Source organism: Tautonia sociabilis (genome assembly GCF_003977685.1).
Classification (GTDB): Bacteria; Planctomycetota; Planctomycetia; order Isosphaerales; family Isosphaeraceae; genus Tautonia; species Tautonia sociabilis.
Genome location: NZ_RYZH01000065.1, coordinates 1 through 12,765, shown reverse-complemented (window position 1 = coordinate 12,765; position 12,765 = coordinate 1). Strand labels below are relative to the sequence as shown.

Below are 12,765 nucleotides of genomic sequence, written 5' to 3'. Positions count from 1 at the left end.
CGGACCGGTCCCGCCTCGGGCGACCGGTCCGGCAGTATAGCGGGTCTCGGCGGGCCGGTTCAACCGTCGGCGACGACCCGCCAGGGGAGTTCCTCGAAGCGGTCCGGCTCCAGCCGCCAGACGCGGACCTCGGCCTCGGGCGCCCGGAGCGAGACGATGATCCGGGGGACGTCCTCGTAGTAATTCTCGCGCAGGTCGGTGGCGCTGGGAACGGCCGGCCACTTCGGGTGCGAGTGGTAGATGCCGAGGATCCGCGTCCCCCGCTCCCGCATGTCCCGGACGGCGGCGATCAGCTCCCCCGGGTCGGCGTCGTACCTCGTCTCGCTGGCGGCGGCGTTGCGAAGCGGGTAGATCGCCGAGACGCGAGGGGGGCGGCCGCCGAGCAGCCCGCAGGCCTCGATCGGCGCCTCCCGTCGGCAATGTTGGATCATCTCCAGCAGAATCGGGCCGGGGATCTCCAGCGGATCCCCGGCCGGCGACGAGGAGTCGGGGGAAGTCGGGCTCATTCGGGGAACAGCGGGGTCGAGAGGTAGCGCTCGCCCAGGTCGGGCAGAACGACGACGACGAGCTTGCCGGCGTTCTCCGGCCGGCTGGCCACCCGGATCGCCCCGGTGGCCGCCGCTCCGCAGGAGATCCCGCAGAGCATCCCTTCCAGCCGGGCCAGCTTCCGGGCCATCTCGAAGGAGTCGTCGTTGGAGACCTGGACGACCTCATCAATGATGTCCACATTGAGGATCTCCGGGATGAACCCAGCGCCGATCCCCTGGATCTTGTGCGGGCCGGGCTTGGGAGGCTCGCCGTTGCGGGTCTGGGTGATGACCGGCGAGTCCTCCGGCTCGACCGCGACGACCTGCAGGCCCGGCTTGCGCGCCTTGAGCACCTCGCCGCAGCCGGTGATCGTGCCGCCGGTGCCGACGCCGCAGACGAGGATGTCGACCTGGCCGTCGGTGTCCCTCCAGATCTCCTCGGCGGTCGTCTTGCGGTGGATCTCCGGATTGGCCGGATTGCGGAACTGCTGAGGCATGAAGGAGTTCGGCGTCTCGCGCGCCAGTTCCTCGGCCTTGCGGACGGCCCCGGGCATCCCCTCGGCCGCCGGCGTGAGCACGATCTCGGCGCCGAAGGCCTTCAGCAGGCGACGACGCTCCAGGCTCATGCTCTCGGGCATCGTCACGCGGAGCTTGTAGCCCCGAGCGGCGCAGGTGAAGGCCAGGCCGATGCCAGTGTTCCCGCTGGTCGGCTCGATGATGATCGTGTTCTCGTTGATCTTCCCCTCGGCCTCGGCCGCGTCGATCATCGCCACGCCGATGCGGTCCTTGACCGACCAGAGCGGGTTGAAGTTCTCCAGCTTCGCCACGACCTGCGCCTGGCATCCTTCCGTGACCCTGCGCAGCCGGATCAGCGGCGTGTTGCCGATGCACTGCGTGATCTCGTCGTAGATGCGGCCCCGCGCCCGGACGTCACCGGCGATCGCCATCGCGCTTCCTCCTGCTTCGGGCGTCTTGGAGAGGACTCGCCCGCCCGTTCGGCCCCGGCCAGCGGCACTCAACCCGCCGAATCCTCCGGCCCGGCCCCATCATAAAACCCGCCCCATCGCCAAACAACCCGCTCAATCCCGACAAGAGCACCGACCTTGGTGATGATTCCCGTCCGGAGGCTTAGCGCAACGCCCTCAGCCGCGGCGTGTCGCCGGCGGTGGCACCCTCGCTCTGATTCACCGGGGCGACGTCGCGAAACTCGTCGACCTCGTCCCGGCTTGAGGTCTTCCAGAACGTGGAATTCGCCGATGGCCCCCCCTGGTCGATCAGCACGGCGCGGTGGACCGGGATCATCGGGCCGGGCCGACCGCCGGGCAATCATCCGACAGACGTTGACACCCCCGTCCCCAGCCCCTAACATCGGTTTACGATTGGCCACCGTAGCTCAATCGGCAGAGCACCGCTTTCGTAAAGCGGGGGTTAAGAGTTCGACTCTCTTCGGTGGCTCTCGTCATGATCGCTCCTTTGGCTGCGACCGGATCGCGGGAGATTCGGCGAATCGTGCCGAGTATTTAGGCGTGCTCGCATTTTCGAGCGATTGACCCGAGGGCTTCGTCCCGGGTACAATCGGTACCATCGGAACTGCGATTTCCGGCTCGGCGTGGGGGGCAACCTTGGCAGGCGATGCCCCACGCCGGGTTTTCTTTTTGCGCGGCGGTCGCCTGGTCAGTCCGGCGTGCCGAGGCCGAAGCGGGGGCCCTGGCCGTTCAGCGCCGCCTTGAGGGGGGCATCGACGCGCTTCTCCAGGGACTTCGACCGCTCCAGGGCCGCGTCGGACCGGGTCCGGAAGGACTCCGGCCGCGCGGTGTGCATGGCCATGACCAGGCGGACGAATTCCAGGTGCTCGTGCTCGTGCTCGTGACGCATCGGGCTCAGTCTCCGAAGGTGAAGCGCCGAACGGGATCGGGGGCAATCCCTCGCGTCCCTGCTGGCCGACCTCCTCGAGACGTGCGGCGGCAAGGATCATCGCCTGGGATACGACTCCGAGGGCGTCCTTTCGTCGGAAGAGGCCCGCCGGGCGTGGGTCCCCCCGGATCGGAGGCCCATCGAGGAGGAGCTCCCAGCCCTCGACGCCGCCGGGACCAGGCTCCAGACAATGACAGACCAATGAGTTCGCCCAACGTATCCTATGCCCTCGAACCGGGCCTGGAGGCCGAGGAGTTCCTCGACCTTCTCGTCCGGTCCACGCTCGCCGAGCGTCGGCCCGTGGGAGAGCCCGAGACGATCCGGGGCATGCTCCGCCACGCCGATGTGATCGTCACGGCTCGGGTCGATGGCCTGCTGGTCGGCATCTCCCGGGCGATCACCGACTTCAACTATTGCACGTATCTGTCCGACCTGGCGGTGGACGTGGCCTTCCAGCGTCGGGGCATCGGCCGGGAGCTGATCCGACGCACGCACGAGGAGGCGGGCACAAGAACCACGCTGATCCTCCTGGCGGCGCCGAAGGCCAGGTCGTACTACCCCCGCATCGGGATGGCCCCGCACGACTCCTGCTGGGTCATCCCGAGAGCCCCCCGGCCGGGGCCTCCTTCGTGACGGCGGCGGGACCGACCCCGAGTGAGTCGCCGATCCCGACCGCCGGGGCGGTCGGCCGCCTCCCCGACGGTGGCCTGGGCCGCCGGCACCTCGGGCACGGTCCTCCGGACGATCGACGGCGGCCAGACCTGGCGGCACCGTCCGGTCCCCGGCGCCGCCGATCTGGATTTCCGGGACATCGAGGCGATCAACGCCGAAACCGCCATCCTGCTCTCGATCGGCGAGGGGGATCGGTCCCGGATCTACCGGACGGACGACGGCGGCCAGACCTGGGAGCTCCGGTACTCGAACCGGGATCCCGCCGGCTTCCTCGACGCCATCGCCTTCTGGAACGCCGACCGGGGCCTGGCCCTGGGCGATCCGGTGGACGGCCGCTTCTCGATCCTGACCACTGGAGACGGGGGCCGGACCTGGGAGCCGATCGCCCCCGAGGGGATGCCCCCGGCCTTGCCCGGCGAGGCCGCCTTCGCCGCCAGCGGCACCTGCCTGACGGTCTTCGGAGACCGCCTCTCCTGGTTCGTCACCGGGGGAGGCGCGATGGCCCGGGTCTTCCGGTCGGAAGACGGGGGGACGTCCTGGACCGCCCACGAAACCCCCGTCCGAGCCGACAACGCCTCCTCGGGCCTCTTCTCGGTCGCGTTCCGGGACCGCGACCACGGGGTCGCCGTCGGGGGAGACTACCGCGATCCGGAGCGGGCCGGGGGGTTCGTCGCGCTCTCGGACGACGGGGGACGCTCGTGGCGGCTGGCCCCGGGCACTCCTCCGGCAGGCTATCGGTCAGCGGTGGCCTTCGTCCCGGGCGCGGAACCGCCAGCGCTGATCGCCGTCGGTCCGACCGGCTCCGATCGCTCCGAGGACGGTGGCGAGTCCTGGAATCCCCTGGGCCCCCCGGGCTTCCACGCGGTCGGCTTCGCCGGCGACGAGGCCGGATGGGCCGTGGGAGAAGAGGGCGCCATCTCCCGGTTCGTCGGCAGGGGGACCGAGCCCGGGCCCTCCCGGCGCCGACTCCCCTCCGGCCCTCCGACCGCGTCTGCTTGGTCCGCTTCGATCACAAACGGGGTCAGGCCAGCAACTCGGTGACGATCCGAGCCTCCTGGCCGTCGACGAGCGACGCCTCGCCCCCCGGCCTCGGGAAGGAGAGGCGAGCGTGGTCGAGCCCGAACAGGTGGAGGAGCGTGGCGTGGTAGTCGGCGTGGGAGACGGGGTTCTCGACGGCGCGATGACCGAACTCGTCGGTGGCGCCGTGGACGTACCCGCCTTTGACGCCTCCGCCGGCCATCCAGGCGGAGAAGCCGTAGGTGTTGTGATCGCGGCCAATGTTCTGCTCGTTCTGGATGACCGGCAGGCGGCCCATCTCGCCGCCCCACCAGACGAGCGTCTCGTCGAGGAGCCCTCGCGTCTTCAGGTCGCGCACCAGGGCGGCCGAGGGCCGATCGACGCGGCGACACATCTTCGGCAGTGCGTTGACGATGTTGCCGTGGTGGTCCCAGTCCTGGTTCCCCGTGCAGATCTGCACGAAGCGGACCCCGCGCTCGATCAGGCGGCGGGCGATCAGGCATCGGGTGCCGAACTCCCGGGACTCGGGATCATCGAGGCCGTACAACGCCTTGGTCGCCGCCGATTCGCCGGAGACGTCGAGCGCCTCGGAGGCGGCCGTCTGCATCCGGGCGGCCAGCTCGTAGCTGCTGATCCGGGCGGCGAGGTCGAGCTCGCCGGGATGGCCGGCCAGGTGATCGCGGTTGATCGCGCCGAGGTAGTCGAGAAACCGGCGCTGGACGGCCCCCTCGTAATGCTCGGGAGGGTCGAGGTCGGCGATGCGGGGCTCCGTCGGCCGGATCGCCGTCCCCTGGTAGAGTGAGGGGAGCCAGCCGTTCGACCAGTTCTCGACTCCCAGCACCGGCAGCCCGCCGGGGTCGGTCAAGACGCAATACGCCGGCAAGTTCTGGTTCTCGGTGCCCAATGCATAGGAGATCCAGGAGCCGAGCGTCGGACGGCCCCGCTGGATGCGCCCGGTGTTCAGGGCCGAGATCGACTGGCCGTGGTTGTTCACCCCGGTGTGCATCGACCGGATGAGGGTGATGTCGTCGGCGACCTCGCCGAGCCCGGGGAGCAGCTCGCTCAGCTCCATGCCGCATTCGCCCCGGCGCCGGAACTTCCAGGGCGGGGCAAAGAGCTTCGAGCTGGCCTGGCCGGCGTTGTCGTATTTGATCTCGCCGTCGAACACCGAGCCGTGCCTCCGGACCAGCTCGGGCTTCGGGTCGAAGAGGTCCAAGTGGCTCGGCCCCCCCTGCATGAACAGGCAAATCATCGCCTTGGCCCGAGGGGGAGAGGGCGGGGCCTTGGGCAGGAGGTCGTAGGTCGGCGGTTCGAGGGTCGGCTTTCTCGGCGCCTCCTGGCGGGCGGTCGCCCGCTCCTGCTCCAGCATCCAGGCCAGCGCGAGCGATCCGATCCCCACCCCCTGGGAGGCGAGGAAGTGCCGACGGCTCGAGCATCCGAAGCCCCGGTTCGACGCCATGGCGATCTCCCTCGTCAATCGACGTAGAGGAACCCGTTCGAGCACAGCAGCGCGTGGCAAAGGGTCGCCAGCGCCCGGAGGCCAGGATCGCCCTCCGCCTCCCCGTTCCCGTTCCCGTTCCCGGCTGATCCCGAGAAGGCGGCGCGCTGGGCCTCGAGATAGGCGATCGCGCCGGAAACCTCCTCGTCCCCCGGCGACCGGCCGAAGACCAGCTCCCAGGCAAGCCGGATGCGGGCCCCGGGGTCATCCCCCGCCTCCGACGCGACCCGGGCCGCCATCGCCTCCGACTGCTCGATAACGAATGCGTTATTCATGAGCATGAGCGACTGGGGGGCCACCGTCGAGCTCGCCCTCCCCGGGCAGTTCGGCGACAGATCCGGCGGGTCGAACGACTCGGTCAGGCCGAGCGGCATCGTGCGGCGGACCTGCACGTAGAGCGTCCGCCGCAGGGCCTCGGCCCCGAGGGACTGGTCGCCGGAGGGCCTGCCGGCGGAGTCCCGGTTGTCCCGGCCAACGACGATCCGCCCCGCCTCGTCGGGCGCCACCGGCACCGGGGGGCCGAACGACGCTCGGTTCAGGGAGCCGGAGACGGCCAGGATCGCATCCCGCACCGCCTCGGCCTCCAGGCGACGGACGTTCATCCGCCCCAGCAGGCGATTCTCCGGGTCGACCTCCTCCAGCTCGGGGCGGCGGGTCGCCTCCTGCCGGTAGGCGGCCGAGGTCATGATCAGCCGGTGCAGGCGCTTCAGGGACCAGCCCCCTTCCATGAATTCGGCCGCCAGCCAGTCGAGCAGTTCCGGGTGCGACGGCCGATCGCCGAGCCGGCCGAAGTCTCCCGGCGAGGAAACGATCCCCCGGCCGAAGTGGTGCATCCAGACCCGGTTGACCAGCACTCGGGCCACCAGCGGGTGATTGCCGTTCGTCAGGTGCCGGGCGTAGGAGAGCCGGCGGCCGGTGGTCGGCAACTGGGGATCGTTGATGGGGATGTCGGGGGTGCCGACGGTCGCCGTCAGCACCGACAGCTCTCCGGGAGCGACCTCCTGGCGAGGCTGATTCGGGTCCCCCCGGTCGAAGACCCGGGTGACGGGCACCTGGCCGGGGATCTCGGTCAGGGCTCTCACGAAGTCGTCGGGGGGCCGCTTCGGCTCGGCCTCGGCGGCGAGCCGGTCGTACTTGGCGGTGATGTCGCGGTGGGCCTTGGCGTCGTAGAGGCTCACGTTCCCCGGCGTGACGAGCACCCGGGGATACTCGCGGAGCATCGCCTGCTGCTCCTCGGTCCGCTCGGCGGCCGGAGTCTCCCGAGCGGCTCGGAGCTTCGGCCGGAGTTCCTCCGGGGCGGCCTCCAGCTCCTGCTCCAGCACCCGGGAGACGAGGGCGTCGATCTCCTTCGCCCGCTCCGCGTTGATCCGAGCTCGCGCCTCCTCCGCCTTGGCGGCCTGCTCCCGGTCGGCGTCGGTCCAGAGCGAGATGAGCCGCTCGCGGGGCGTCCGCCAGTGGGAGACGTCGAGGGCCGGCTCGAACAGGGCTCGGAAGCGGTAGTAGTCCTCGTGAGCAATCGGGTCGTACCGATGGGAGTGGCACTGGGCACACCCGACGGTCAGCCCCAGCAGCGCCGTCGAGACGACCTTGATCGTCTCGGCGACCGCGTCGTTGCGGGCGAGCATCGGGTCGACCTCCGGGTCGGCCGAGCCGTCGGGGGCCATCCGCAGGAAGCCGGTGGCGATGAGCCGATCGACCTGCTCGGGGTCCAGGTCCTCGAACGGCGGCCCCACCAGCTCGTCGCCGGCCAGTTGCTCGACGATCAGCTCGTCCCAGGGGCGATCGGCGTTGAGGGATCGGATGAGGTAATCCCGGTACTTGTAAGCCCAGGGGCGTTCGGGGTCGGCCAGGGAGTATCCCTCGCTGTCGGCGTAGCCGGCCACGTCCATCCAGTGCCGGGCCCAGCGCTCGCCGTAGTGAGGAGAGGAGAGCAGGCGGTCGATCATCCGCTCGAAGGCGTCGGGAGCCTCGTCGGCGAGGAAGGCCGCCACCTCGGCCGGGGTCGGCGGCAAGCCGAGCAGGTCGAACGAGGCGCGCCGGATCAGCGTCGGCCGATCGGCCTCGGGTCCGAAGCCAAGCCCCTGCCGCTCGAGCCGATCGAGCAGGAAGGCGTCGATCGGGGTCCGGACCTGGTCGTCCCGGCCGACCGTCGGCACGTCGGGCTTTCGGATCGGCTGGAAGGACCAGAAGGAGAGGTCTTCCTCGGTGAGGATCATTTCCCCCGGCCCCGGGATCTCCTCCGGCTCGGGCCGGGCGGTGGGCGCCCCCTGGTCGAGCCAGGCGCCGATCGTCGCCTTCTGCTCGGCCGAGAGCTTGGCGTCGCCCGGCGGCATCTCATCGGCCTCGATCCGGGCCCAGAGGAAGCTCCCTTGCCGGTCGCCGGGGACGATCGCCTCTCCGGTGAGGCCGCCGTCGAGCATCGTGCGGACAAACCTCAGATCCAGCCCGCTCCGGGGGCGCTCCTCCTCCCCGTGGCAGTGGAAGCAATGCTCCTTGAGGATCGGCCGCACGTCCGCCTCGAAGGTCAGCGGCCGGGCCCCCGCCTCCGGCGGGTCGGCCGCAACCGCCCCGGGAGCGGTCGAGACGATGCTCGCCGCGGCAAGGGCCATCACGGCCCGGGCGATCGATCGGCGGATGGTCATGGTGCGTTCCCCTCCGATCGGGGCGATCGGGCGAAGGCCCGAGCGGGGATCGACCCCGCCCCGGGCGGTCGTTGCCGGCCGAGGGCCTCGGCACGTGGCCCCCAACCGATGTTCAACGGCAATTTAACAGTTCGCCCCGGCGCCCGGCAACCGGATGGCGAGGGGAGGCGGGGCCGATCGGTCCCTCGCTCCGGGGCCGATGGGGGGCCCGCTCATGGCATCGGGACCTCCCGCGGCGCAGAATCGGCGAGAGGGCCTGCTCCCGAGGCCCCACACCACCGCCAGGAGGACCGATGAGCCCGACCCTGCCCGATCCCGAAGACGAGCTGGCCGTCCTGCGTCACCTGGCCCGACGCTTCCCCGACCCCGAGTCGGTGGTCGCGGAGATCGCTCGGCTCTCCGCCGAGCTGACGCTGCCCAAGGACACGATCCACGTCATCAGCGACGTCCACGGCGACGACGTGAAGCTCCGCCACGTCCTGAACAACGCCTCGGGGACCCTCCGCCCGCTGGTCGAGCGGATCTTCGCCGGCCGCAAGTCGCCGGAGGAGCTGCTGGAGCTGATCACGCTGATCTTCTACCCGAGGGAGACGCTCGACCGCCTCGGCACTCGCATCGACGACGTCGAGGCCCGCAAGGCGTTCACGCGTCGCGTCCTGCCCGATCTCTTCGAGGTCATCCGGGCGCTGGCCCGCCGCCGGAGCCTCGGGGCCTGCCGACGCGCCTTTCCCCCCTCCTACGCCGACCTGCTCCTCGAGCTGATCCAAGAGCCCGTCGGCGGCCGGCCCCCCGCCTATTTCGAGGCGGTCCTCGACGCCCTGCTCCGCCAGGAGGAGGCGCTGCGGCTGGTCCACCTCACCGCCCGGGTGCTCCGGGGCCTGGCGATCGACGAGCTGATCCTCGCCGGCGACTGCTGGGACCGCGGCCCCCGAGGCGACCGCGTCCTCAACCGCCTCATGCGGCAGCCCAACCTCGCCTTCATCTGGGGCAACCACGACGCCGCCTGGTTCGGCGCCTGCCTCGGGCACGAGGCCCTGATCGCCCACGTCCTGCGCATCTCGGCCCGCTACCGCCGCTTCTCCCAGCTCGAAGAAGGCTACGGCATCACCCTGCAACCGCTGGAGGCCCTCGTCCGAGACCAGTATGCCGACGATCCGGCCGACGCCTTCCGCGTCAAGGGGACCGGCCTCCGGGACGCCGAGACGATGCGTCGGATGCAAAAGGCCGCCGCCATCATGCAGTTCAAGCTCGAAGGGCAGCTCGCCGAGCGTAACCCCCAGTTCGAGCTGGCCGACCGCCGCCTGCTGCACCGCATGGACCTGAGCGACGGCACGGTCGAGATCGCCGGCCGCCGCTACCCGCTAACCGACACCCACTTCCCCACCCTCGACCCGGCCGACCCCTACTCCCTCAGCCCCGCCGAGCGGGCCTGCCTCGACCGCATCCGCGCCTCCTTCCTGTCCAGCGGAACGCTCTGGGAGCACATGAAGTTCCTAGTCGCCCGCGGCTCGATGTACCGCATCCGGGACCGCCACCTGATCTTCCACGGCTGCGTCCCCTGCGACGACCTCGGCGAGTTCCTCCCCCTGGAGATCGACGGGAGGCCCCGGGCGGGCAAGGCCCTCTATGACGCCCTCGACGAGCTGCTCGTCCGGGTCCTGCACGGCCGGGACCCCCGAGACCTCGATACCCTCTGGTATCTCTGGTGCGGCGCCCGTTCCCCCCTCTTCGGCAAGGACAAGATCGCCACCTTCGAGAACGACCTGGTCGCCGACCCCGCCCCCAGACACGAAACCAAGAACCCGTACTTCCGGCTCATCCACGAGCCCTGGTTTTGCGACAAGGTCCTCGAGGAGTTCGGCGTCGACCCGGCCTCGGGCCTGATCGTCAACGGGCACGTCCCGGTGAAGGTCGAGGAGGGGGAGTCTCCCCTGAAGCGCAGCGGCAAGGCCGTCACGATCGACGGCGCCTTCTCCCAAGCCTACGGCGACCACGGCTACACGCTCGTCCTCGAGCCCGGCCGCACCGCCCTGGCGCTGCACCACCACTTTGAATCGGTCGAGTCGGCCGTCACCGACGGGGTCGACATCATCCCCGAGGTCACCGAGCTCCGCCGCTGGGATCCCCCCCGCACCGTCGCCGACACCGAGCGAGGAGCCCGGATCCGCCGCGAGATCGCCCTGCTCGAGCGCCTTGCCGACGCCTACCGCAGAAATCGCATCCGCCGCGTCTGAGCCGTCCGCAACGGCGGCAAGCCCGGATCCCCCGGGAGAGGCTCCCGCGTTCCCGTCGCTCCGGGCCGAGCGCGATCGCCCCCCCCGCGGAGGAGAGCCGGCCCCGGGTCGTCCCGAGAAGACGGAGACGCCATCGGAGGCCGGCTCAATGCCCGCGAGGAGCCCCGTGGCCCGAGGTCACACCTTCCAACCGGCCGAAAATCATACGCCCGGCGCTGGTCTGCAAAACGCTCGTGACGGTGATCCGCACCACTTCTCCCAGGTGCCCGGCCCCCTGCTCGGCCACGACCATCGTGCCGTCGTCCAGGTAGCCCACCCCCTGCCCCGGCTCCTCGCCGCGCTTGATGAGCTTCACCGCCAGGGATTCCCCCGGCAGCACGACCGGCTTCAGGGCGTTGGCCAGGTCGTTGAGGTTGATGACATCGACCCCCTGCAACCGGGCGATCTTGTTCAGGTTGTAGTCGTTGGTCACCACCTTGCCGTCGAGGTGCTTCGCCAGGATCACCAGCCGCTGGTCCACCTCCCGGATGCCGTTGAGCTCCGGCAGCTCGGTGTCGAAGATCCGGATCTCGACCTCCTGCGACTTCTGCAGCCGGTTCAGGATGTCCAGCCCGCGCCGGCCTCGGTTGCGCCGCAGCTTGTCCGAGCTGTCGGCGATCCCCTGCAGCTCCTGCAAAACGAACTGAGGCACGACAAGGGGCTGATCCAGCACCCTCGCCTCGGCCACATCGGCGATCCGGCCATCGATGATCACCGAGGTGTCCAGCACCAGCGGCTTGGCCCCCTTGACCTCCTTGGAGAACTCCATGTAGGGGATGATGAAGCGGAAGTCGTCCTTGGTCTGCAACAGGGTGCTGACGGTGTAATAGCAGATCGCCACCGTCACCAGCGCGAAGATCGCCTGGACCACCCCCGAGCCGGTCCCCCCGGCGAACATATCCACCGTCGGCTGCAAGGCGAGCTGAAGGAAGTAGCTGAGAATCAGCCCGACGATCAGCCCGAAGTAGACCGCCGAGATTGTCTGGATGCGCTTGCGCGGGGTCAGCACGTCGATGACCACCACCAGCGCCGCCCCCCCCATGACGATGGGGAAGATCACCGCCGGCGCCCAGGGAGGGCCGCCCGCCAGGGTGGCCAGCCGGGCCGCCAGCCCGCCGGCCACCAGGATGAACACGGCTCGAATCGCGACCAGCAACATGGTCCGGTGACTCCGAGGCGATCGGCCTGACCGCCCGCCTCCCAGGGATACCCGCTCAGCCCGAAGGCGATGCCTTCGCACCCTCCCCGTCCCGGGGCAGCTCCGCGGCGAGGCGGTCGTAAAAGTCCAAGAGACTCTGGACGATAACCTTGGTCCGGGAAAGAACGGGCATGAAATTCGTATCGCCGTCCCAGCGCGGGACGACGTGCCAGTGCAGGTGCCCGGGCAACCCCGCGCCGGCCGATCGACCGAGGTTCAACCCGACATTATATCCGTCCGGCCGCAGGACGCGATCGAGCACGTCGACCAGCAGCCGGATCGTCTCCACCGGTTCGGCCAGCTCCGCGCCCTCCAGCTCTCCCAGGCGGGCCTTGTGCGCCCGAGGGGCGACCAGGAGATGACCATTATTGTAAGGGTATCGGTTCAAGTAAACAGCCGAGTGCGGGCGACGCCAGACCAGCAGGTTGCCCCGATCGTCCTTCTCGGCCAGGCCCCGACACAGGAAACAGGCCGGCCCCTCTCCCGGCGGCGGGCTTTTCTGCTCAACATACGCCGCCCGCCACGGGGCCCAAAGGTGTTCCATCGGGATGCGATCCGACCGCAGGCAACAGAAGAGGAGGGCCGCCCCCCGGCGCAACGTCGGCCGAGCCCGGCGGCCCCCACTACTATAGCAAGCGCGCCCGAGCCGCGAACCGCCCTGCCTGGTTTTTCCCCCCTCGCCCTCTCGATCTCCAGAGGAGTTCCGCAGTTGGGGCTCCGAAGAATTCCGGGGGTGGCCGGAGTCGTCTCGACCCCGGCGGCCGGAGCCGATCCGGGTCGGGATCGCCCCGGCCCCTCCTCTCTCGGACCGGCTCCCGCCGAGGAAGGCCTCCGAGATCAGCCCAGCAGGCCTCTCCTCCAGATCGGGAAGGATCGGGCCCAGGGCCGGCCGATCACCCGATCGGCCGAGACCAGCGCCAGCGGTCCGGCCCGCTCCCGATCCGGCCCCTCCCCCGGAAGGGCGACCAGCAGCATGCCCCGAGGCACATCGAACTCCACCCGTGACCGCCCCGCCCCCGCCGGC

10 protein-coding genes, 1 tRNA gene and 1 pseudogene are annotated in these 12,765 nt (G+C 70.2%); 4 read left to right on the top strand and 8 right to left on the bottom strand.

The features are described from left to right. Nucleotides 1–59 precede the first annotated feature (59 nt). Together TsocGM_RS22790 and cysK are read right to left on the bottom strand one after the other, a co-directional pair. Complete coding sequence (locus TsocGM_RS22790; RefSeq protein WP_126727768.1) at nt 60–506, bottom strand: Mov34/MPN/PAD-1 family protein; 447 nt, start codon at nt 504–506, stop codon at nt 60–62. After that, the gene (cysK, locus tag TsocGM_RS22785) at nt 503–1,474 is read right to left on the bottom strand and encodes a cysteine synthase A (RefSeq protein ID WP_126727767.1); all 972 of its coding nucleotides are present in this window, start codon (nt 1,472–1,474) and stop codon (nt 503–505) included. The genes TsocGM_RS22790 and cysK overlap by 4 nt, the downstream gene beginning before the upstream one ends. A gap of 435 nt (nt 1,475–1,909) precedes the next feature. On the opposite strand from cysK, the gene TsocGM_RS22780 reads away from it, so the two are divergent. Then, nucleotides 1,910–1,982: transfer RNA gene (locus TsocGM_RS22780), tRNA-Thr, on the top strand. A gap of 219 nt (nt 1,983–2,201) precedes the next feature. Here the strand turns inward: TsocGM_RS22780 and TsocGM_RS22775 are convergent. Beyond that, nucleotides 2,202–2,402, bottom strand: coding sequence for a hypothetical protein (locus TsocGM_RS22775; protein ID WP_126727766.1), 201 nt, complete (start codon nt 2,400–2,402; stop codon nt 2,202–2,204). A gap of 240 nt (nt 2,403–2,642) precedes the next feature. On the opposite strand from TsocGM_RS22775, the gene TsocGM_RS22770 reads away from it, so the two are divergent. Together TsocGM_RS22770 and TsocGM_RS22765 are read left to right on the top strand one after the other, a co-directional pair. Next, nucleotides 2,643–3,074: a GNAT family N-acetyltransferase gene (locus TsocGM_RS22770; protein ID WP_126727765.1), complete on the top strand. Its 432-nt coding sequence runs from the start codon at nt 2,643–2,645 to the stop codon at nt 3,072–3,074. 21 nt (nt 3,075–3,095) lie between these two features. Beyond that, nucleotides 3,096–4,154, top strand: a complete 1,059-nt coding sequence (locus tag TsocGM_RS22765) for a WD40/YVTN/BNR-like repeat-containing protein (RefSeq protein WP_126727764.1) — start codon at nt 3,096–3,098, stop codon at nt 4,152–4,154. Here the strand turns inward: TsocGM_RS22765 and TsocGM_RS22760 are convergent. Both TsocGM_RS22760 and TsocGM_RS22755 read right to left on the bottom strand, forming a co-directional pair. Then, complete coding sequence (locus tag TsocGM_RS22760; protein ID WP_126727763.1) at nt 4,135–5,589, bottom strand: DUF1501 domain-containing protein; 1,455 nt, start codon at nt 5,587–5,589, stop codon at nt 4,135–4,137. The genes TsocGM_RS22765 and TsocGM_RS22760 overlap by 20 nt on opposite strands. A 14-nt stretch (nt 5,590–5,603) precedes the next feature. Next, nucleotides 5,604–8,270 (bottom strand): PSD1 and planctomycete cytochrome C domain-containing protein, encoded by a 2,667-nt coding sequence (locus TsocGM_RS22755; protein ID WP_126727762.1) that lies wholly within the window; start codon nt 8,268–8,270, stop codon nt 5,604–5,606. A 293-nt stretch (nt 8,271–8,563) separates the two neighbouring features. On the opposite strand from TsocGM_RS22755, the gene TsocGM_RS22750 reads away from it, so the two are divergent. Next, a complete protein-coding gene (locus tag TsocGM_RS22750; protein ID WP_126727761.1) occupies nt 8,564–10,504 on the top strand; it encodes a fructose-bisphosphatase class III in 1,941 nt (646 codons plus the stop codon). A gap of 145 nt (nt 10,505–10,649) precedes the next feature. Here TsocGM_RS22750 and TsocGM_RS22745 read toward each other — a convergent pair whose 3' ends face one another. The 3 genes and pseudogenes from TsocGM_RS22745 to TsocGM_RS26305 form a co-directional block, all read right to left on the bottom strand. Then, on the bottom strand, nt 10,650–11,702 hold the full coding sequence (locus TsocGM_RS22745; RefSeq protein ID WP_126727760.1) for a PIN/TRAM domain-containing protein: 1,053 nt from the start codon (nt 11,700–11,702) through the stop codon (nt 10,650–10,652). 55 nt (nt 11,703–11,757) lie between these two features. Next, nucleotides 11,758–12,285, bottom strand: a complete 528-nt coding sequence (locus TsocGM_RS22740) for an HIT family protein (RefSeq protein ID WP_126727759.1) — start codon at nt 12,283–12,285, stop codon at nt 11,758–11,760. 293 nt (nt 12,286–12,578) lie between these two features. Further along, nucleotides 12,579–12,765: pseudogene (locus TsocGM_RS26305) on the bottom strand (hypothetical protein); the annotation flags it as partial.

What these genes read in the sequence shown, in the direction of transcription:
- TsocGM_RS22790 (WP_126727768.1), bottom strand. Translation starts at nt 506, where the DNA reads ATGAGCCCGACTTCCCCCGACTCCTCGTCGCCGGCCGGGGATCCGCTG.
- cysK (WP_126727767.1), bottom strand. Translation starts at nt 1,474, where the DNA reads ATGGCGATCGCCGGTGACGTCCGGGCGCGGGGCCGCATCTACGACGAG.
- TsocGM_RS22775 (WP_126727766.1), bottom strand. Translation starts at nt 2,402, where the DNA reads ATGCGTCACGAGCACGAGCACGAGCACCTGGAATTCGTCCGCCTGGTC.
- TsocGM_RS22770 (WP_126727765.1), top strand. Translation starts at nt 2,643, where the DNA reads ATGAGTTCGCCCAACGTATCCTATGCCCTCGAACCGGGCCTGGAGGCC.
- TsocGM_RS22760 (WP_126727763.1), bottom strand. Translation starts at nt 5,589, where the DNA reads ATGGCGTCGAACCGGGGCTTCGGATGCTCGAGCCGTCGGCACTTCCTC.
- TsocGM_RS22755 (WP_126727762.1), bottom strand. Translation starts at nt 8,270, where the DNA reads ATGACCATCCGCCGATCGATCGCCCGGGCCGTGATGGCCCTTGCCGCG.
- TsocGM_RS22750 (WP_126727761.1), top strand. Translation starts at nt 8,564, where the DNA reads ATGAGCCCGACCCTGCCCGATCCCGAAGACGAGCTGGCCGTCCTGCGT.
- TsocGM_RS22745 (WP_126727760.1), bottom strand. Translation starts at nt 11,702, where the DNA reads ATGTTGCTGGTCGCGATTCGAGCCGTGTTCATCCTGGTGGCCGGCGGG.
- TsocGM_RS22740 (WP_126727759.1), bottom strand. Translation starts at nt 12,285, where the DNA reads ATGGAACACCTTTGGGCCCCGTGGCGGGCGGCGTATGTTGAGCAGAAA.